At 71.4% G+C, this 19,747-nt stretch carries 19 protein-coding genes; 9 read left to right on the top strand and 10 right to left on the bottom strand.

Annotation, left to right across the window (positions count from 1 at the left end):
• The 4 genes from LZ198_RS38625 to LZ198_RS38640 form a co-directional block, all read right to left on the bottom strand.
• On the bottom strand, positions 1 to 1,303 hold a 1,303-nt coding region (locus LZ198_RS38625; RefSeq protein WP_253977170.1), incomplete at its 3' end, for a type IV pilus twitching motility protein PilT.
• A 137-nt stretch (positions 1,304 to 1,440) separates the two neighbouring features.
• On the bottom strand, positions 1,441 to 1,842 hold the full coding sequence (gene rpsI, locus LZ198_RS38630) for a 30S ribosomal protein S9 (RefSeq protein ID WP_253977171.1): 402 nt from the start codon (positions 1,840 to 1,842) through the stop codon (positions 1,441 to 1,443).
• Between the two features lie 14 nt (positions 1,843 to 1,856).
• On the bottom strand, positions 1,857 to 2,303 hold the full coding sequence (gene rplM, locus LZ198_RS38635) for a 50S ribosomal protein L13 (protein WP_253977172.1): 447 nt from the start codon (positions 2,301 to 2,303) through the stop codon (positions 1,857 to 1,859).
• Positions 2,304 to 2,516: 213 nt separating this feature from the next.
• Positions 2,517 to 4,604: an ATP-dependent helicase gene (locus tag LZ198_RS38640; protein ID WP_253977173.1), complete on the bottom strand. Its 2,088-nt coding sequence runs from the start codon at positions 4,602 to 4,604 to the stop codon at positions 2,517 to 2,519.
• Positions 4,605 to 4,731: 127 nt separating this feature from the next.
• Here LZ198_RS38640 and LZ198_RS38645 point away from each other — a divergent pair, with 127 nt between their 5' ends.
• Together LZ198_RS38645 and LZ198_RS38650 are read left to right on the top strand one after the other, a co-directional pair.
• Positions 4,732 to 5,202: a hypothetical protein gene (locus LZ198_RS38645; RefSeq protein WP_253977217.1), complete on the top strand. Its 471-nt coding sequence runs from the start codon at positions 4,732 to 4,734 to the stop codon at positions 5,200 to 5,202.
• A gap of 32 nt (positions 5,203 to 5,234) precedes the next feature.
• Positions 5,235 to 5,732, top strand: a complete 498-nt coding sequence (locus LZ198_RS38650; protein WP_253977174.1) for a caib/baif family protein — start codon at positions 5,235 to 5,237, stop codon at positions 5,730 to 5,732.
• 24 nt (positions 5,733 to 5,756) lie between these two features.
• Here LZ198_RS38650 and LZ198_RS38655 read toward each other — a convergent pair whose 3' ends face one another.
• Together LZ198_RS38655 and LZ198_RS38660 are read right to left on the bottom strand one after the other, a co-directional pair.
• Entirely contained in the window at positions 5,757 to 6,944 is a 1,188-nt protein-coding gene (locus tag LZ198_RS38655; RefSeq protein ID WP_253977175.1) for a class I SAM-dependent rRNA methyltransferase, read from the bottom strand.
• Positions 6,945 to 6,951: 7 nt separating this feature from the next.
• Positions 6,952 to 8,190 (bottom strand): metallopeptidase family protein, encoded by a 1,239-nt coding sequence (locus LZ198_RS38660; RefSeq protein WP_253977176.1) that lies wholly within the window; start codon positions 8,188 to 8,190, stop codon positions 6,952 to 6,954.
• Between the two features lie 107 nt (positions 8,191 to 8,297).
• Between LZ198_RS38660 and LZ198_RS38665 the strand changes: the two genes are divergently transcribed.
• The gene (locus LZ198_RS38665; RefSeq protein ID WP_253977177.1) at positions 8,298 to 8,882 is read left to right on the top strand and encodes a Maf family protein; all 585 of its coding nucleotides are present in this window, start codon (positions 8,298 to 8,300) and stop codon (positions 8,880 to 8,882) included.
• 19 nt (positions 8,883 to 8,901) lie between these two features.
• Here the strand turns inward: LZ198_RS38665 and LZ198_RS38670 are convergent, their stop codons facing one another.
• Both LZ198_RS38670 and LZ198_RS38675 read right to left on the bottom strand, forming a co-directional pair.
• Positions 8,902 to 9,864 carry a DHH family phosphoesterase gene (locus LZ198_RS38670; protein ID WP_253977178.1) on the bottom strand — a complete coding sequence of 321 codons (963 nt, stop codon included), beginning with the start codon at positions 9,862 to 9,864 and terminating at the stop codon, positions 8,902 to 8,904.
• A 12-nt stretch (positions 9,865 to 9,876) separates the two neighbouring features.
• Complete coding sequence (locus LZ198_RS38675) at positions 9,877 to 10,953, bottom strand: zinc ribbon domain-containing protein (protein WP_253977179.1); 1,077 nt, start codon at positions 10,951 to 10,953, stop codon at positions 9,877 to 9,879.
• Between the two features lie 410 nt (positions 10,954 to 11,363).
• Here LZ198_RS38675 and LZ198_RS38680 point away from each other — a divergent pair, with 410 nt between their 5' ends.
• Complete coding sequence (locus LZ198_RS38680; RefSeq protein WP_253977180.1) at positions 11,364 to 11,609, top strand: hypothetical protein; 246 nt, start codon at positions 11,364 to 11,366, stop codon at positions 11,607 to 11,609.
• A 324-nt stretch (positions 11,610 to 11,933) separates the two neighbouring features.
• Here the strand turns inward: LZ198_RS38680 and LZ198_RS38685 are convergent, their stop codons facing one another.
• Positions 11,934 to 13,448, bottom strand: coding sequence for a TolB family protein (locus tag LZ198_RS38685; protein WP_253977181.1), 1,515 nt, complete (start codon positions 13,446 to 13,448; stop codon positions 11,934 to 11,936).
• Positions 13,449 to 13,570: 122 nt separating this feature from the next.
• Here LZ198_RS38685 and LZ198_RS38690 point away from each other — a divergent pair, with 122 nt between their 5' ends.
• Together LZ198_RS38690 and LZ198_RS38695 are read left to right on the top strand one after the other, a co-directional pair.
• Complete coding sequence (locus tag LZ198_RS38690; protein ID WP_253977182.1) at positions 13,571 to 14,368, top strand: TatD family hydrolase; 798 nt, start codon at positions 13,571 to 13,573, stop codon at positions 14,366 to 14,368.
• A gap of 27 nt (positions 14,369 to 14,395) precedes the next feature.
• The gene (locus LZ198_RS38695) at positions 14,396 to 15,289 is read left to right on the top strand and encodes a tRNA threonylcarbamoyladenosine dehydratase (RefSeq protein ID WP_253977183.1); all 894 of its coding nucleotides are present in this window, start codon (positions 14,396 to 14,398) and stop codon (positions 15,287 to 15,289) included.
• Between the two features lie 12 nt (positions 15,290 to 15,301).
• Here the strand turns inward: LZ198_RS38695 and LZ198_RS38700 are convergent, their stop codons facing one another.
• Positions 15,302 to 16,294 carry a PD-(D/E)XK nuclease family protein gene (locus tag LZ198_RS38700; protein WP_253977184.1) on the bottom strand — a complete coding sequence of 331 codons (993 nt, stop codon included), beginning with the start codon at positions 16,292 to 16,294 and terminating at the stop codon, positions 15,302 to 15,304.
• Between the two features lie 123 nt (positions 16,295 to 16,417).
• Between LZ198_RS38700 and LZ198_RS38705 the strand changes: the two genes are divergently transcribed.
• From LZ198_RS38705 to LZ198_RS38715, 3 genes are all read left to right on the top strand, one after another.
• Positions 16,418 to 17,227 carry an SDR family oxidoreductase gene (locus LZ198_RS38705; protein WP_253977185.1) on the top strand — a complete coding sequence of 270 codons (810 nt, stop codon included), beginning with the start codon at positions 16,418 to 16,420 and terminating at the stop codon, positions 17,225 to 17,227.
• 944 nt (positions 17,228 to 18,171) lie between these two features.
• Positions 18,172 to 19,365, top strand: a complete 1,194-nt coding sequence (gene mutY / locus LZ198_RS43555; protein ID WP_407667501.1) for an A/G-specific adenine glycosylase — start codon at positions 18,172 to 18,174, stop codon at positions 19,363 to 19,365.
• Positions 19,366 to 19,520: 155 nt separating this feature from the next.
• On the top strand, positions 19,521 to 19,745 hold the full coding sequence (locus tag LZ198_RS38715) for a DUF2934 domain-containing protein (protein ID WP_253977187.1): 225 nt from the start codon (positions 19,521 to 19,523) through the stop codon (positions 19,743 to 19,745).
• Positions 19,746 to 19,747 lie beyond the last annotated feature (2 nt).

Below are 19,747 nucleotides of genomic sequence, written 5' to 3' on the forward strand. Positions count from 1 at the left end.
CGGGCGGCGCGGCGGGACGGGCCACCGCGGGCGCGGGGCCGGAGGGACGGGCCACGCCGGGCGGCGGCACCGGCGTCGGAGGACGCATGGCCTGGGGGGCGGGCGCGGGCGCGGCGGCCGGAGGCGGCGCCGCCCCTGCCGGAGCACCCTTCTGCGCGAAGGAGGCCGAGCCGGGGATGGGCCGGGCCTCGCCGGGCTTGGCGTCGAAGCTGTCCCACTTCGAGTCGGACGTGCCGCTGATGCCGGAGAAGCGCAGCGCGAAGTCGTCCGGGTTGGACGCCTGGCGGTGGGCTTCCTCGTAGGTGACGAGCCCCTGGCGCACCAGGCTCATCAGCGACTGGTCGAAGGTCTGCATCCCGTAGGAGTCCGTGCCCTGGGCGATGGCGTCGTGGATCTCCTTCGTGCGGTCCTTGTCCTCGATGAGCTCGCGCACGCGCGCGGTGACGCGCAGCACCTCCACCGCCGCCACGCGGCCCTTGCCGTCCGCCCGTGGCACGAGGCGCTGGCTCACCACGCCCTTGAGCACGCTCGCAAGCTGGATGCGCACCTGCTTCTGCTGGTGCGGAGGGAAGGCGGACACGATGCGGTTGACCGTCTCCGTGGCGTCCAGCGTGTGCAGCGTCGACATGACGAGGTGGCCCGTCTCCGCCGCGTGCAGCGCCGTCTCGATGGTCTCGTGGTCTCGCATCTCGCCCACGAGGATGACGTCCGGGTCCTGCCGCAGCGCGCTCTTGAGCGCCTGCGCGAAGCTCATCGTGTCCACGCCCACCTCGCGCTGGTTCACGATGGACCGCTTGTCACGGATGAGGAACTCGATGGGGTCCTCGATCGTCATGATGTGGCTGGTCTCGTTGGAGTTGATGTGGTCGATCATCGCCGCCAACGTGGTCGACTTGCCGGAGCCCGTCGTGCCCGTCACCAGGATGAGACCGCGCTCCTCGCCACAAATCTTCGCGAGCACCTGCGGCAGCAGCAGGTCCTGCATCGTCATCACCTTGAAGGGGATGACACGCAGCACGGCGCCCACCGTGCCGCGCTGCTGGAAGACGTTCACGCGGAAGCGGCCCAGGCCCGGGACTCCGTAGGCCAGGTCCACCTCGTTGCTCGCCTTGAACTTCTCCTTCTGGAACTCGTTCATGATGCCGAAGGACATGCGGGCCACCTCCTCCGGGGGGAGGCGACGTCCGTCCTTGAGCGGCACCAGCGAGCCGTCCACGCGGAACATGGGCGGGAGGCCGGCCTTGAGATGGATGTCGGAAGCACCGCCGCGCAGGGCGATCTGAAGGATCTCGTTGAGTTCCATGGGCGCCGGGGATGGTACCAGACGCTCCCACGCGGAGGCGACCGGACAGCCCCGCCAGGCCCCGAAAACACCACGGCGGAGACCCTCGTGAGAGAGCCTCCGCCGCGGGAGACAGCCAAGGGACCAACCCCGAGGGATTAGCGCTTGGAGAACTGGAACCGGCGACGCGCGCCCGGCTGGCCGTACTTCTTGCGCTCGACCGCGCGAGCATCGCGGGTGAGGAAGCCCGCCTTCTTCAGCGCCGGACGGAACTCCGGGTTGAAGGCGCACAGGGCGCGGGCGATGCCGTGACGGATGGCGCCAGCCTGGCCGGAAAGACCGCCGCCGCGCACGTTGACCGTGACGTCGAGCTTGCCCTTCTGCTCGAGGATCTCGAGGGGCTGGTTGAGGACCATCTTCGACGTCTCACGGCCGAAGTAGTCGTTGATCTCGCGGCCGTTGATGGTGACCTGGCCAGTGCCGGGACGAACCCAGACGCGAGCGGTGGCCTCCTTGCGGCGGCCGGTGGCGTAGAAACCGAGCTCTTGGTGGATAGGCATGGACGTTGTCTCCCTTACGCCTCGACCTTGAACGCGGCCGGCTGCTGGGCGGCGTGCGGGTGGGTATCACCCGCGTAGACCTTCAGCTTCGTCATCATCTGGCGGCCGAGCGCGTTGCGCGGAAGCATCCGGCGCACGGCGTTGATGATGATGTCCTCGGGGTGGCGCTGACGGAGCTTCGCCAGGTTGGTGATCTTCAGGGCGCCCGGGAAACCCGCGTGCGGGTGCCGGTAGTACATCTTGTCCTGCTCCTTCGTCCCCGTCACCTTCACCTTGTCGGCGTTGATGACGATGACGTGGTCGCCCGTATCGATGGACGGCGTGTAGATGGCCTTGTGCTTGCCCTTGAGCAGGGTGGCAATCTGGCTCGCCGCGCGGCCCAGCACCTTGTCGGACACGTCGATGACGTGCCACTGGCGCTTGATGTCCCCAGCCTTCGCGCTGTAGGTCTTCTGCGACATTGCTTGCACTCCAAACTTCTCGCGGTCGCCAGGTGCATGCCGGGGACCGCAGATCGTGCCAAACAAACCACAGGTCCTCCGTGATGCATCCACAGAGGCCCGGAAAGGCCGACCCTCCTAGCGGTCGCGGCGGATCAAGTCAAGGTCGGCGCGCCCGCAAGGGCCCCTTGGCTCGCCCCACCCCCAGGGATGGGGGGTCCCGGGGCCCCTTGCCTACCCCGCCCTACCTCCAGGCGGCGCCCCGGAGCCGCCGCCCTGCCCCGGGAGGGCGCCCGGCGGGGGCTTCTTGAAGCGCTCCTTGAGGTTGGCGAAGAAGTTCTTCTCCTCCGAGCTGGGCGGTCCCTGACGCGGTGCGTCCGGGGTGATGACCTCGGTGACCTCCGGGGGGAGGTCCTCCAGGAAGCGCGAGGGCGTCCGGGGGATCTCCTTGCCGCGCTTCACGCGGGTGACGGCGCGGCTGAGGTAGAGCAGCTCCTTGGCGCGGGTGATGCCCACGTAGCAGAGCCGGCGCTCCTCCTCGAGGTTCTGCGCCTCGCCCTGCATTCCGCCGTGGGGCATCAGGTCCTCCTCCATGCCGATGAAGAAGACGAGCCGGTACTCCAGGCCCTTGGAGGAGTGGATGGTCATCAGGGTGACGCGGCCCTTGGCGCCCGGAATCTCCTCCTCGTCCTCCTGCCGGTTGTCGAGCGAGAGCCGGTTCAGGTAGGTGAGCAGGCTGGCCTTGGGGCCCTCGCGCTTCTCGAAGCGCTCCAGCGAGTCGAGCACGCCGTCCACGCTCTTGAGCTTCTTGTCCGCGCTGGTGGCGCTGGTGGCGTGGGCGCGCGTGGCGTCCCGGAAGCCGATCTCCTCCAGCAGCTTGCGCGTCACCGTGGCCAACTGGCCGTGCTCGTAGGCGGCGCGGTAGCGCTCGATGAGCTCCACGAACTCCAGCACCTTGCCGCCCGCGCCCGGGGGCAGGTCGTCGTAGTCGGCGGCCCGGCGCATCACCGTCCACAGGGTGACGCCCTCCTCGCGCGAGTGCGCGTGCAGCCGCTCCACCGTGACGTCGCCGATGCCCCGCGTCGGCACGTTGATGATGCGCATCAACGAGATTTCATCCAGCCGGTTCACGATGACCTTGAAGTACGCGATGACGTCCTTCACCTCGCGCCGGTCGAAGAACTCGCTGCCGCCCACCACCTCGTAGGCGATGTTCTTCTCGCGCAGCATCTCCTCGATGGGGTGCGCCTGGCCGTTGGTCCGGTACAGCACGGCGATGTCGTCCGCGGGGACGCCCAGCCCCAGGTGCTTCTGGATTTCGTGCGCGACGAAGCGGGCCTCCTCCTCGTCGTTGGGGCACGCCACCACCTTCACCTTGGGCCCCCCCTTGCGGTCGGTCCACATCTGCTTGGCCTTGCGCTCGGGGTTCTTGGCGATGACGGCGTTGGCCGCGTCCAGCACCATCTGCACGGAGCGGTAGTTCTGCTCCAGGCGCACCTCCTTGCCGCCCGGGAAGAAGCGCTCGAAGTCGAGGATGTTGCGCACCTCCGCGCCGCGCCAGGAGTAGATGCACTGGTCGTCGTCGCCCACCGCGCACACGTTGCGCGCCTGCCCCGCCATCAGCTTGAGCAGGTCCAGCTGGGCGAGGTTGGTGTCCTGGAACTCGTCCACCAGCAGGTAGCGGAAGCGGTGGGTGTACTTGAGGTACAGGTCCGAGTGCTCGCGCAGGAGGCGCGCGGGCAACAGCAGCAGGTCGTCGAAGTCCACCGAGCCCTGCGCCTTGAGGGCGAGCTGGTAGTCCCCGTAGACCATGTGGGTGATGAGGTCGTAGTCGTCGCCGATGCCCTCCGGCTTGGGCTCCGGCGCCTGGCCGGAGTTCTTCGCCTTGGAGATGAGCCCCAGCACCTTGCGGGCGTCGAAGGCCCGGTCGTCGATGCGGTGGTCGCGCATGGCGCGGCGGATGATGGCCAGTTGGTCGCCCATGTCCGCGATGGCGAACTTCCGGGGCCACCCCAGCCGGTGGATGTCCTCGCGGAGCATCTCCGCACCGAAGGCGTGGAACGTGCAGACGAGCACGCCCTGGGCCCGGGGGCCGGCCATGTGGACCAGGCGCTCCTTCATCTCCGTGGCGGCCTTGTTGGTGAAGGTGACCGCGAGGATGTTGCGAGCCAGGATGTGGTCCGGCCGCTCGTCGAGCAGGTGGACGATGCGGTGGGTGATGACGCGGGTCTTCCCGCTCCCAGCACCGGCGAGGACCAGCAGGGGACCCTGGAGGGTGACCACGGCCTCGCGCTGGGGTGGGTTGAGCTTCGAGAGGTCCATTGCGCGCGGGCCGGGGATACCCTTTGATTCGGCCGTGCGCGACTCTTTTCTCCTCCGCCTCACCGCCGCCCTGCTCGCGCTCGCTCCGGGGACCGGATGCCTGCGGGAAGACGACGCTTCCGGCGTGGTGGAACCCCAGGTTCCCGCCGCGAGCGCGCCCTGCGTGTACTTCAAGTCACTGGCGCCCTTCCTGCCGGAGAAGCTGGAGGGGTTCACCGTGTCCCGCACCCAGGGCTCCACCGGGAAGTACGGCGAGGTGTCCGTCTCCGAAGCCGAGCGCCTGTACACCCGAGGTGAGGGACGAGAGGTGAAGGTGCGCATCGTGGACACCACGATGGGCGGGAAGATCGGCCAGGCCATCCGCGACGCGGCGGAGCGGGCGAAGGACCGCGCCCCGAGCGACCCGTCCGCGCCCATCCACTGGGAGGACGCGGTGGGTTTCGTGCGCTACGACGCGGACGAGGCGCTGGCGGAGGCGAACCTCCTGGTGGGGGAGCGCTTCGTGGTGGCCGTCACCAGCCGGGGCTTCCCCGGCACGGTGGAGGTGCGGCGGGTGGCGCGAGGCATCGACCTTGCCGGGCTGGCCCGGCTTCAGTGAGTGAGCCCCGTCGCGGGCAAGGAGAGTTCCGGGTGGTGAAGGAGAAAGCAACGCGGCCCGAAGCGGTGGACCCGCTCGCGAACGAGAAGGCGGCGCGGGAGCTCGTGTCGGCCCTGGGCAAGCGCGAGTTCCTGGACCAGCTCCAGAAGCTGACCAAGAGCTACGCGTCCGACCCCGGCAACCCCGGCTCGTACGCCTGCGAGAACTGCCAGCGCTGCGCCAACTGCATGTTCTGCAAGGAGTGCGACAGCTGCTTCACCTGTACGCACTGCACGCGCTGTGAGCTGTGCAACAACTGCTCGCACTGCGTGGAGTGCAAGAGCTGCAACGCGTGCGCCTACTGCCTGCAGAGCGAGAACTGCTCCACCAGCGCCTACCTGGTGCTGTGCCGCAACCTCCAGGACTGCAACTACTGCTTCGGGTGCGTGGGCCTGTCCAAGAAGGACTTCCACATCCTCAACGTCCCCTTCCCCCGTACGGAGTACTTCAAGGTCGTGGGCAGGCTGCGCAAGGAGCTGGGCCTGTCGTAGGCGACGGGCCCCGCCGCGCGCCCGTCACAGGGCGCGCACGTAGAGGGCCTTGAGGTACTCGGTCTCCAGCAGGCCGCCGAGCACGGGGTGGTCCAGGCCCGCGCCCCGCCGCTCGAGGATCTGCACCGGCCGCTTCGCGTCCGCGGCGGCCGCGAGCACCATCTCCTCGAAGCCCGCGCGGTCCAGCTTGCCGGAGCAGGAGCACGTGACGAGCAGGCCGTCCGGCTCCAGGCAGCGCAGCGCGCGCAGGTTCAGCTCGTGGTAGGCGCGCAGCGCGGTGGCCAGGCCCTCGCGGCGCTTGGCGAGCCCCGGCGGATCCAACACCACGGTGTCGAAGCGGCGCCCCTCCGTGTCGAAGCGGCGCAGCACGTCGAAGGCGTTGGCGTTCTCCACGGTGACGTTGGCGCGGCCATTGGCGCGGGCGTTCTCCGCGGCGCGCGCGGCGGCCTTCGCGTCCTGCTCCACGGCCAGCACCGAGTCACACGTCCGGGCCAAGGAGAGCGCGAAGCCGCCGTGGTAGCTGAACAGGTCCAGCGCCCGGCCGCGGCCCAGCTCGCCGGCGCGCAGGTGGTTGTCCACCTGGTCCAGGAAGGCGCCCGTCTTCATGTCGCCCATCAGGTCGACGTCGAAGCGGTTCTCCCCCTCGTGGTAGGTGAAGCGCGCCTCGCCCTGGCCGTGCAGCAGGCGCGACTCGCGCGTCAGCCCCTCGAAGTCGCGGCCGGAGGCGTCGTCGCGGCACACCACGTGGGTGGCACCCGTCAGCTCCACCAGCATGCGCGCCAGCGTCTCCTTGCGGGCGTCCATGCCCTCGGAGAGCGTCTGCAGCGTGAGGCCCGCGCCGTAGCGGTCCACGAAGAGGCCCGGCAGGAGGTCCGCCTCGCCGTGCACCAGCCGCAGTCCGTCCCGGCCAGCCAGGGGCTTGCGGCGCGCGAGCGCGGCCTCCAGGCGGCGGCGGAAGAAGGCGTCGTCGACGGCCTCCTCGGCGGGGCCCTTGCGCGTGAGCAGGCGCAGCGCCAGGGGCGAGCGGCGGGCGTACAGCGCCTGACCGATGGGATTTCCCTGGGGGTCCACCACCCACACCACCGCGCCGGGGCCCTTCACGTCGGGCGGGGCGGCCAGCTCGGTGCGGTACAGCCAGGGGTTGCCCTTTCGCAGGGACTTGGCGCCCTTCAGGCTGGCGCGTGCGACGGGCAGGGTTGATGCGGGGGGCATGGGGGCGTCACTCCAGGCCGCGAGCGGCCAGTTCCTCGTCGTCCTCCCCGCGCAGATGCCCGATTTCGTGCAGCAATGTCACGCGAATCTGCTCGCGCAGCTCCTCCGGCGTGCGCACGGCCCGCGCCAGGTTGCGCCGGTAGAGCACCACGGAGCGGCACGGCGTCTCCGTCCCGTCGCACGGTTCCCCCAGGGAGGGCCCCCGGAACAGGCCGAGGATCGTGGGTGAAAGCGGGGGTTGGTTGGCGAGCAGGTCGCTGTCCGCCGGCAGTTCTTCCGCCGTGACGGGCACCCCCTCCAGGTCGCCGCGCATGTCCGCGGGCAGCTCCGCCACCGCGCGCAGCACGTCCGCGCGGAAGGCCTCCGCCCCGGGGAGCGGCGGCGGGGGGAAGTCCTCCGGCGACAGGGCGCGGGCCTTGTCGAAGTGCGTCTGGGCCTGCTTCCACCGGCCCTCGCGCTCGAGCAGGAGGCCCAGGTGCTGGTGGGCGTGCGCGGAGCGCTCCGGGTCGGTGACGAGCACCTGGAAGGCGGACTTCGCCTCGGGGAAGCGGCACAGCTCGAAGAGCGCCAGCGCGCGCTCGTAGAGGGCCTCGTGGTTGCCGGGCTCGCGCGCCAGGACGATGGCGGCCCGCGCCAGGGCCTCCTCCGCCTGGCCCAGGTCGTTGAAGGCCATGGCCGCCACGAGCGCCAGGTGGGGAATCAGCTCCGGGGGCGTGCCCGGCTGGGACAGGCCGCGCTCGGCGTAGAGCGTGCCCAGCTCGTCGTGCTCGCGCGAGGAGGGCAGCTGCACGGCGTACAGGTGCGCGGCGCCCAGGAGCGCGTCCGCGTCCCCGGGGTCGATGGCGAGCGCCCGCGCGAAGGCCAGTTGGGCCTCGGCCTCGCGCCCCAGCGCGGCCAGCGCCACGCCCCGCTCGGCGTGGGCCGGCGCCAGGTCCGGCTCCAGCGCGGCGGCCTGCGCGGCGCACGACAGCGCGTCCTGGTAGCGCCCCGCCTCGAAGTAGCCACGCGCCGCGTCGAGCGGCGACGCGCCGTTGGCGCGGCACACGGGCAGGGGCTCCACGTGCTCCGCGGCGTGCCCCGTCTCCACGGGCCTGACGTTGACCGCGGGGACCTTCCCCTCCGCGGAGGGGGCCGGCGCCACACACGCCTCCGCGCGGGGTCCCGCGTCCGGTGCCTCGGGTACCGGAGCGTCCCGCTTGCAGGCGCTGAAGAGGAGGAAGAGGGCGAGCAGACCGCGCCGCGACATGGGGCGTCAGGCTACGGCATCCCTCCGTGGCCGGGAAGCAGGGTCGTGCATGCTCGGCCGGCGGGCGACACCGCCCGTCCCCCTGGGTACAGTCCGGCGCCACGCCGATGAGAGAACTGATCCTGGCATCGACCTCCAGCGCCCGCCGGGCGCTGATGGATGGACTCACCCTCCCCTACCGCGCCGAGTCCCCGGGCGTCGACGAGACCGTGGCCCCGAGCCTCTCCGCGCGAGAGGCCGTGCGAGAGCTCGCCGCTCGCAAGGCCCGCGCCGTCCACCGACGGCACCCGAACGCCTGGGTGCTGGGCGCCGATCAACTCGTCGAGGTCCAGGGCCACATCCTCACCAAGCCCGCGGACCGGGACGCCGCGCGGCGTCAGCTCGGCCTCCTGCTGGGCACCACGCACGACATCCACACCGGGGTGTGCCTGGTGGGCCCCGGCGGCGACCAGGCCGAGGCCGTGGAGACGGCCCACCTCACGTTCCACGCGGTGGGCGCGGACGAGCTGGAGCGCTACCTGGACCTGGACGAGTGGGAGGGTTGCTGCGGCAGCTACCGCGTGGAGGGCGCTGGACAAGCCCTGCTGGCGCGGCTCGACGGAGACCGCGCCAACGTGCAGGGCCTGCCCATGGTGACGGTGGTGCGGCTGCTGCGCGAGGCGGGCTTCACCTTCTTCGAGCGCCGCCCATAGCCGGCCCCTGTCCGGGGCCTCAACCCACGCTGGACAGCTCCGCGAGGATCTCCTGGTACGCGGCGCGGGCCTTGTCCACCTGGTCCGCCTTGAAGCTCGCCGCCGCCACCACCGGATGGCCTCCGCCGCCGAAGCGCCCGGCGATGGCCGACAGGTCGTGCTTGCGCAGCTCCGGCTTCCACGGGTTGGAGCCGATGGACACCTTCGCGCGCGAGGCGCCGCGGCCCACCCACAGCGTGTAGCGCGCGTCCGGATAGAGCGCGTAGGCGATGAACTTGTTGAGGCTGTCCACGCCCTGGTCCACCAGGTCGAAGAAGACGACGCCCCGCTCGTAGCGCGCGTGCTGGCGCACCAGCGCGATGTGGCCCTGGTGGCGCTCGAGCAGCGGCGCGAGCGGCGTGGCGATGAGCGGCGAGGCGGCGATGGCCTCCAGCGACTCGGTCTGCATCCGGCGGATGACCTCGGGGATGAGCGCCGGGTCCTTGTTCGCCTCCAGCACCGTCATGATGCGCAGCGACGGCTCCTCCAGCGCCACCGCCATCTGCGGCGACGGGAACTGCGCGCCGTCGATGATTTCGGCCCAGAGGATGAGGTCCGCCAGGGGCGAGGCATCCCAGCCGAAGCGCTCGCGCGCCACGTCCGCCAGGTACTTCGTGCAGCTCTTGCGGTGCGCGTCGTGGAACTTGTGCCCGCTGGTGTCCGCGCGGAAGTGCGCCTCGTCCCCCGGCTGCTGGAAGGCGGAGGCATGGTGGTCGAACCACCACGTCAGGCGCGGGTCCTGGCTGTAGCGGAAGTCGACGATGGCGTTCTCCTGCCCGGAGAACACCGCCGGGTCGATGCCCTCCGCCCCCGGCTTGTGCGTCAACCCCAGGTACTGGAAGGCCGCGTCCGCGCGGATGCGCTCCCGGTAGAAACGGGAGAACACCGCCGCGCTCGCGGCGCCGTCGAAGCAGTTGTCGTGGAACAGGACCTGGACGTTCATGGTCCGCCGCCTTTACTGCAACGAGAGCCCCGAGCCCACCGCCCTGAACGCCGCCTCCATCGACGCGTCCACCGTCGACGCGCCCCCCGCGGGCGAGACCACCACCGCCAGGCCCACCAGTCGCCCATCCGACAACAGGCCGCAGCCCAGCACGCCCCGCGCCCCGCTCGACATGCTCAGCCCATGCACCTGGGTGCGCGACCCCAGCGCGGGCGGGGCGGGCAGCGCCGCCGCGGACGGCGTTCCCGCGCCGAGCGCGCGCAGCAGCCCCTGACACCCGGCGGGCAGCGCCTGCCCTGGCGAGCGCTCCACCCACAGCATGCCGTACTCGCCTCGCGAGGCATCACCGAACCCCACCGCGCTGCCATTCAACGTGGCCTGGGGAAGCGGCAGATGGGACACGAGCTGCTCGCGCGTCAGCCGCTGCCACCCCACGGGCAACTCGAGCCGGTACCCCAGCTCGCTGCCGACCAGCAGCTGGCGCACGCCGCCGTTGCCCGAGAGCGCCCCCGGCGCCGCCACGAGCGCCACCGACGCCAGCGCCGCGCCCAGGCCCAGCCCCATGCCGATGTAGCGCCGGACCACGCCCGGCTCGCCCAACACCATGGTCAGCGACAGCACCCCGAGCGCGAAGTAGGCCAGGTGCACGGGCGCCGTCGGCGCCGCGCGCGCCAACCAGGCCGTGGCGAGCAACTGCGCCACCAACCCCATTTGCGCCAGCCCCTTGGCCGGCCCCCGGTTGAGCACCAGCACCAGCGCCAGCACCAGGTCCAGCGCCACCAGTCCGTAGGCCCACTGCGGGTCCTGGAGCGAGCCCACCACCCCGCCCACGCGCAGGAACCACGCGACGGCCCCCGCCCCGAGCACCACCCCCGCCGGCCCCGGATGCGCCGACACCGCGCTGGTGACGAGGTCGCCGCCGAACACCGTCGCGTCGTCGTCCACCGCCTCGCCAATCTGGTCCAGCCGCATGCGGCCGACCTTCTTGTACGCCTGGAGATGGTCGAAGGGCTCGCCACACGAGGGGCACGCGGTGGCCCCTCGCGGAATGGGGCTGTGACCACAGTTCGGGCAGAGGGTCTGGGGCATGGCTCCTCGGCGTATATCCCAGCAGACACGCCCCTCACGAGAGCGCGACGTCCCTGTCAGGTCTCCGAACCCGGTGACGATTTTTTGCCCGAAAGGGAGGGGCTTGCTCGACCTGCGAGTCATTGAAGACACAGCAGATTCGCAGACTCTGCGATGACCAACGGAATCTCGACTCTTGAACGAAACGTCGAGATTCCGGGACTCCGTGAACGAAAAATCTCGACAGAACGAGGAACCGATTCGGAGTCGAGAAACCCTTACGAGGAATCCACGAGCAGAACCGGGCTTTCTTACAGGGAATCCCCTGAGTGCTTCTTCCCGCCCAGACAGGCGGCCGTCTGGCACCTCGTCTGCATATGTCAGACCCCAGGTGTACTCACCCGCGCGGTACCGCGTGGTGGGAGGAACACATGGCCAAGAGGACGAAACGCAGGGAAGGCACGGTCCGGCGGCAGGGTCGCCGGGTGATGCCCGCGCTCCGGCGGACCGCCTACCGGGCCGCCCGGGCGGCGGCGGACAAGGTCCAGCTCACCGTGGGCGAGGTCATCGCCGCGGCGTTCGACACGGCGGGAGGGGAGCTGGGTGAGGCCCTGAACCTGATGACGTCGCCGCAGATGGCGCGGGCGCTGGGACGTCGCATCGTCGTGGTGGGCTGAGACGGCCCACCGCTGCTCCGGAGGCCCCGGGGCGCAGGGGATGCGCGCGTCGGTCGCCCGCCATCGACAGGCGTGAGGCGCCGTCGCGCCGCGAGGGGTCGCCCGCCGGGAGCCGGGCGAGGTCGTCTTGGGTTGAAGGCACCCGGAAGCTGCCCGCGCGCGTCTCCTGGCGCACGGGTTGCGCCGCCACCTGTGGCTCCTCGGCCACGGTGCCACCCGCTCCCACGGTGCCACCCGCTCCCACGGTGCCACCCGCTCCGGTGACGGCGCCGGGAGCATCCGCGCCCCCACGTGCTCCGGGGGCGCGGACGGACTCACGCGGGACTACCGGGGCTGCCAGCGCGGACGGTGGTCGTCCGCGTCGCTCGTCTGGACGGTGAAGCCGTTCTTCGGATGGACGATGGCGGCCCCCACCGCGGCGCCGGAGGTCGGGTCGAACTGCTGCACGTTGAGCTGCCCGCCCTTGACGAAGGCGACGAACTGACCGTCCGGAGAGATGGACGGGAGCGTGCCGCCCTCGGCGAGCCGCACCTCGTCACCGGTGGGTGCGCCACTCGCGGGGTCGATGGCCCTCAGGAAGACGACCTGACCCGCCCGGTCCTGGCACGGCGAGGTCCCCGCGCCGCACAGCACCGCGCCGCCAGAGGTCGGCTTGAAGTAGTACGCGCGGACGTACGCGGCCCAGCGCCCGTCCGGCGACCAGTTGGGGCTGGCGATGTACGAGGCGATGGTGCCGTCCGTGGACGCCTCCGACGAGAGGTCCGCGACGAGCTGCGGCTGGCCACCACTCGTGACGTCGAGCGAGTAGACGCGGAACAGCGGCGTCAGGCCCGAGTCCCCGGCGAACTGCACCGTCGCCCCGTCGGGGTTGGCCAGGAACAACAACTGGGTGTTGACGCCGTTGTAGTGCGCCTGCTCCGCGCTCGTGGGCGAGTTGGCGATGGGGGCCGGCGAGCCCCCGAGCGAGGACGTGAACAGGCCCATCCCGGTGATGTTGTAGACGAACGTGGTGCCGTCCGGAGCCCAGTCCGGGAAGGCGCCGTTGGTCGTGGCCTCCACCACCTGGCCGCCCGCCGACGGCACGACGGAGATGCCCGAGCGGCTGGAGCCATGCTGCCGCACCCAGGCGATGTCCTGGCTCGGCGCCCACTCCATGGACCGGAAGCTCTCCGTGTTGCCCGTGCCGCCGTCCGCGAGGACCACGGCCTGCCCCGCGACGAGCGGGATGTCCCGGACCGTCAGGTCACCCGCGACCTTGGAGGAGGACGTGTCGACGGCCCCCTGCGCGAAGGAGACCCGCGCGCCGCCCGGCCCCCAACGGGGATAGCGGCTGTCCGCCGTGCCCTCCGACAGCGCGGTGTAGCCCGCCACGTCGTAGCGCGCCACCGACGCCTGGGTGGTGCCCGCGTCGTCCGCGCGAATCGTGACGACCAACTGCAACGCCTGGCACGTCGTGGGTGAACCCTCGCAGCGCAACCCCGCCGCGCAGTCGCTCGAGGCGGTACAGGCGCTGCCCTTCACCCCGCTCCCCGTCCCCGTGCCCCCATCCGTCGTCCCCGCGTCCTCCGTGGTGCCACCGTCCTCGACGGTGCCGCTGTCCTCCGTCCCCGCGTCCTCGACCCCACCATCCTCCTCGCCCGCGTCCGGCTCCGTGGGCAGCGGCGTCGTGTCGATGGGCGACAACACGCACTTGTTGTCGCTGTTGCAGAGCCACTCCTGCCCCTCGGGCGGGAACCCCTTGTCATTGCGGCAATCGAATGGGTCCACGCATTCGTCGCTGCACCCCGTGATGAATACCCCCAGCGCGCAGACCATCGCGCCGACCAGTCCCTTGTGCATAAAGCCCCTCCACCAAAAGAGAGGGCGCCGTATACCGTCGCCATCCGAGAACGCCCTGGCCCCCCGGGGCGGCGATGCGCAGCGTGTTCCTGAATGAACGGCCTCCGGGCAGGGCCTGACCAATGATCGACACCCACTGTCATCTCGACGCATCCCGTTTCGACACGGACCGAACGGAAGTCCTCGAGCGCGCGTGGAGCGCGGGGCTGGAAGGCATCGTCATCCCGGGCGTGGGCCCCCATGACTGGGAGCCGCTGCTCGCGCTGTCACGACAGGACGCGCGGCTCCAGGTGGGGTTGGGCATCCATCCCCAGATGCTCCCGGACATGCCGCCCGAGGACGACGACGCGGCCCTGGAGCTGCTCGACGCGCTGTTGTCGAAGGGCGGCGCGGCGGCGGTGGGCGAGTGCGGACTGGACGGCCCTTCGCTTCCGGGCGCGCCGCTGGAGCGACAGGTGGCGGTGCTGAAGCGGCACCTGGCGCTGGCGCGAAAGCACCAGTTGCCCGTGCTGATGCACTGTCACCGGCTGCATCCGGCGCTCATCGACCTGCTCAAGCAGGAGCCCTTCCCCGAGGCCGGCCTGCTCATGCACAGCTACAGCGGCGGCGTGGAGCTGGCGCGCTTCTATCTCCAGAAGGGCTGCCACTTCTCCTTCGCGGGGCCGGTGACGTGGGCGGAGGCGCGCAAGCCCCTGGACGCGCTGCGCGCCATTCCCCTGGAGCGGTTGATGGCGGAGACGGACGCGCCCGACCAGGCCCCCACACCGCACCGGGGGCAGCGCTCCGAACCCGGCTACCTGCCACGCATCCTCGAGGGGATGGCCCAGGCGCGGGGAGAGCCTGTCGAAGAGGTCGCCCGGCGGACGACCGAGAACGCCCGCCGCTTCTTCCGGGAAGGTTTCCCGCCTGTTTCGCGGTAGGCGAGCGGTCGCGCTATAGAGGACCCCATGAATCCGCAGCCCCCTCCCGCATCCCCCGAGGTCGAGACCCCGCCCGCGCCCGCCCAGGCCGCGCCGAACGCCGCCACGGGCTCGCTCGCCCGCCCCTTCAAGCTGTCCCGGCGCTTCGACCGGACGGGCCGGCTGCTGGGTGACACGGCGATGGAGCGGTTGGCCAACGCGCGTGTCGTCGTCTTCGGGCTGGGTGGCGTGGGCAGCTTCGCCGCCGAGGGCCTGGTGCGCAGCGGCATCGGCCACCTGACGCTGGTGGACCACGACGACGTGTGCGTCACCAACACCAACCGCCAGCTCCACGCGACGGTGAAGGGCGTGGGCAAGTCGAAGGCGGAGCTGATGGCGCAGCGCGCCCGGGAGATCAACCCCGAGGCGAAGGTGGAGGCGGTGCGCGAGTTCTACCGCGAGGAGGTCGCCGAACAGCTCCTGCCCCCCGGCCAGTACGACTTCGTGGTGGACGCCATCGACAACGTGAAGGCGAAGCTGCACCTGCTGCACCGCTGCGTGTCCCTGGGCATCCCCGTGGTCAGCTCCATGGGCGCCGCCGCGCGCCTGGACCCCACCGCCATCCGCGTGGAGGACCTGTCCGAGACGCACATGGACCCGTTCGCCAAGGACATCCGCAAGCTGCTCAAGCGCAAGTACGGCGTGGAGACGGACAAGCACACCGGCATCACCGCCGTCTACTCCATCGAGACGCGGCGCATCGCGGTGCCGCTCCAGTACGACGACGCCACCGACGGCTTCCTGTGCGTCTGCCCGCAGGACAACGACTTCCACACGTGCGACCACCGCACGCAGATCGACGGCAGCGTGTCCTTCGTCACCTCGTGCTTCGGGATGAACGCCGCGGGCGTGGTGGTGCGCCGGCTGGCCACCGTGCGGTAGCCGCCGCGCGCCTCAAGCCACCTGCTGCGGCGACGGGGCCTGCTGCGCCGCCGCCTGCCGCTCGAGCACCGCCGCCTCGCGTCCGCAGGGGCGGCGGAACACGCAGCGCATGCAGGGCGAGAGGTCCTCCGAGGGAGGAAACGCCGAGGCCTCCAGGGGCGTGTTGGTGACGGGGTCCTTCAGGAGCGAGCGCATCCGCGAGACGCTCGTCTCGAAGTGCCGGCGGAAGGACTCCATGGCCCCCAGGTCCACCGAGACGTCCTGCTCCTTGCCCTCGTTGAGGTATACGAGCGCGGCGCGCACCTTCTCCACCGGGAAGCGGTAGCGCTGCGACACGTACAGCGCGTAGCCGAGCACCTGCTCGTCGTAGCCGTCACGCGACCTGCCCGTCTTCCAGTCCACCACCACCGGCGTGCCGTCCGCGTCGACGAAGGCGAAGTCGGGGATGGCGAAGACCTTGAGGCCGTCGAGCGTGAAGTGGGCGAAGTCGAAGCCCGCGTCGACCTCGAGCCACTGCTCGGGCTTGAGCGAGTGCGCGAGCTGGGGCCAGCGCGAGGAGAAGAACCACGCGAGCGCGCTGCGCACCGTCTCCCAGTTCTGCTTCCAGGCCTCGTCCGGGACGGCGTCCGCGTACTCGTGCTCCACCAGCCCCGTGAACTGCTTGCGGTACTTCTGCGTCCAGTACCCCTTGCCGCGCGAGAAGCGGAAGTCGTCCTGCATCACCTTGCGCGCCTTGGCCTCCACGACGGCGGGGTCCACCGCCCGCCCCGCGCGCCAGTCCAGCAGCACGTCCTTGAGGCACTCGTGCACGACGCTGCCGGCCCAACTGTAGCGGTTGGCCAGCTTCTTCAAGACGTACAGCTCCCGCACGTCCTTCGGCGCGTCCGCCTCCCAGCCGCCCCACGAGCGGTAGTAGTAGAAGTAGTAGGAGCGCAGGCACTCCGAGAACTTCTCGTGACGGCTCTTCGACCAGGAGAAGTCGTTGGTGAGGGGGGGACGGCGCATGGAGGCGGCGCATCCTAGGCGTTCGCTCGCCCCTCCAGAAGGGGAACAGGCGAGGAATCGGACGCCCGCCGTGGGTTGAGCGACAATCCCTCATATGACCAGGGAGGTAAGGTGCTCGGCGGCATGAAGACCCAACCCTTCAAGGAGCGGGTGGTCCTCATCACGGGGGCTTCCAGCGGCATCGGCCGCGCGGCGGCGCGTGCATACGCGGCGGCGGGCGCCCACGTCGTGCTGGCCGCCCGGCGCGAGGAGCGGCTCCAGGACGCGGCCCGTGAAGCCGAGTCACTCGGAGTCAGGGCACTGTCGGTGCGGTGCGACGTGACGCGCGGCGAGGACGTGGAGCGCCTCGTGCGCGAGACGCAGGCGGCCTTCGGTGGACTGGACGTGCTCGTCAACAACGCGGGCCAGGGGCTCTATGGGCCGGTGGTCGAGCTCACCGAGGAGCAGCTCCGGCAGGTCTTCGAGCTGAACGTGTTCGCGCTGTGGCGCGTGACGCGGGCGGCGGTGCCGTTGATGCGCGGGCGGCGCGGCGCGCAGGTGGTCAACGTCAGCTCCGTGCTGGGCCACCGGGGCCTGCCGCTGTTGGGGGGCTACTGCGCGTCGAAGGCAGCGGTGAACACGATGACGGAGTCGCTGCGCACCGAGCTGGCGGCCGAGGGCATCCGCGTGCTGCTCGTCTCCCCGGGCCTGACGCAGAGCGAGTTCCGGGACCACCGGCTGAACGCGCCGGGCTGGGCCCAGGAGGCCGTGCCGTTGAAGGCCATGTCCTCGGAGGACGTCGCCCAGGCGATGGTGCGCGCGAGCCTGCGGGGACGCCGTGACACCATCCTCACCCTCCCCGGCCGCGTCATGGTACTGGCCAACCGACTGGCCCCCGGGCTGTTCGACCGGGTCGCCCACCGCCTCGCCAACCCGGCGAAGAAAGCCCCATGAGTTCCCGCAGTCGCTCCACCCCGCCGCCCGGCACGCCGCCCGAGAGCCCCGTCAGGGCTCCCGGCACCAAGGCTCCGCGCGCGCCCCGGGAGGGAGCACTGCCCGCCGAATGGGACGCCTCCCTGCCGGACCCGCGCCAGCACTGGTTCGGCTTCGTCGAGGGCGCCGCGGCCGGCGGCGCCGCCCCCACCCCGGACGAGCCCCCTCGCGCGACCGAGGCCGTGCGACAGGAGGAGCGGAGCGGCACGGGGCCGATGCCCGACGAAGGCCCCCTCGAGGACCCCCGGCAGATGGTGGCCTTCCCCGAGTACATGGGCCCCTGGGCGAGGGACCCGGTGTTCGGCGCGGCCCCGGTGCGAGCGCTCCAGGTCTCTCGCGTGACGCTGGAGATGTTCCCGACGCTCATCTGTGGGCTCCCCACCCGGGCCCCCAGGGGACGACGCGGCGATGCCACGGTCACATCGGCCCGCGCGCAACACGAGGTCGAGGAGGCGTCGGCGCTGGTCACCTCGGTGCCCGTGCAGGCGTCGCTCCATCTCGGGCGCGCCCTGGCATCACCCGAGTACTCGATACCTGACGCGACAGCGGCCTCCGCGACGGAGTCCTCCGGCGCCGCGCACGACTCGCGTCCAAGCACCTCCGAGGCATCCGACGTGGCCAAGCCGTCAGCACCCGCACACAAGCCTGGGCGCACCATGCGCTCGACGACCACCGTGGCGACTGGCGACACCTCCGCGTCCGCGAGCCCTGGTGCGTCCCCCGCCCATCGGCCGGAGACGCGCGCCCCCGGACGGACGGGGCGTGCCGCGACGGTCGAGGAGCCTCGGGCCACGGAGTCCGCAGAGGCACCACGCAAGCGGGGACGGCCCGCACGCGCGAGCACGGCGGCGGAGCAGCCAGGGGCGACCCGCGCGCTGGAGTCCTCGGCCGCTGGGAAGGCCCCCATGGCTCCGTCGGTGGACACTCCGGACGCGGCGACTCCCGCGCGCAAGCGGGGGCGACCTCCGGGCTCCACGGCGTCGACGAAGCCCGCGCCGGCCTTCGCCACACCGAGCCCCCCCCAGCTCGCGTCCATCCGCGCGCCGCTGCTGACCTGGTACGACCGGAACAAGCGCGACCTGCCCTGGCGTCGCACGAGGGACCCGTACGCCATCTGGCTGAGCGAGGTCATGCTCCAGCAGACGCAGGTCTCCACCGTCATCCCGTACTGGGAGCGCTTCCTCCAGCGCTTCCCCACGGCGCTCGCGCTCGCGTCCGCGCCGCTCGACGACGTGCTCTCCGGCTGGAAGGGCCTGGGCTACTACTCCCGCGCGCGCAACCTGCACCGCGCCGCGCAGGAGGTCGTCTCCCGCTTCGGCGGCAAGCTCCCCACCACCGCGGAGGAGCTGCTCACCCTCCCCGGCTTCGGGCGCTACACCGCGGGCGCCGTGGCCTCCATCGCGCACGGCGAGGAGGCCCCGCTCGTGGACGGCAACGTGGCCCGCGTGCTCTCCCGCCTCTTCGAGGTGGAAGGACTGCCCGGCGACCGCGCTCGCGAGGCCACGCTCTGGGCGCTCGCCACCCTGCTCGTGAAGGGTGAGCGCCCCGGGGACTTCAACCAGGCCCTCATGGAGCACGGCGCCACGACGTGCCGCCCCGAGAACCCCGTGTGCCTCTTCTGCCCCGTGCGCGACGGCTGCACCGCGTTCCGCAAGGGCCGCGTGGACGAGCTGCCCCCCGCGAAGGTGCGCGCGACGCCGAAGAAGCTGACGCTCGCCGTCGCCGTCTGGGCCCACGCGGGCACGCTCCTGTTCGCCCGCCGCGCGGACTCCGGACTCTTCGGGGGGCTGTGGGAGCTGCCCGCCGCGGAGGTGTCCGACGACGCCTCCCCGGCCGAGGCCGCGCGCGGGCTCACCACGGCACTCGGCGCGGCGGTGACGGTGGAGGCGCCGCTGGCCACGGTGAAGCGCCAGCTCACCCACCGCGACCTCACGCTGCGCCTGTTCCGCGTGACGGGCCCTCAACGCCCCACGCGCGCCGCCGCGTTCCAGGAGCTGCGCTGGCACACGCCCGCCGAGGCCGCCTCCCTGGGCATGAGCACCGCGATGCAGCGGGCCCTCGACGCGGCGCTCGAGGCGGGCGTGCTGCCCCCGGGTTGAGCCCGCACCGGCATCCCTCTCGTGACGCAACTGTCCGGGTCGCGACATCGGCCCCGGCGTCGTGTTGCGTCGCGAACCTCCGACGCGACGGGTCGCTTTTCCACCGACGGTCCTGGCCTCTACCTTCCGCGCGCCCGCTCACAGGAGGCGCATGGATGGCACGCAACAGCCCTCACAAATCGGCCCCTCAGGGGTCCCGACCCGACAAGTCGGAACAGCGTCCCCAGTCCCCGACGACGTCCCCACTCAAGGCACAACCGCCCCACGAGCAGATCGCCCGCAGGGCCTATGAAATCTTCCTCGCGAGGGGCGGCAACCACGGCGACCCCGAGCAGGACTGGCATCAGGCCGAACGCGAGCTGAGGCTCGGCCGCCAGTAACC

The sequence above is a fragment of the Myxococcus dinghuensis genome (genome assembly GCF_024198235.1).
Taxonomy (GTDB): Bacteria; Myxococcota; Myxococcia; order Myxococcales; family Myxococcaceae; genus Myxococcus; species Myxococcus dinghuensis.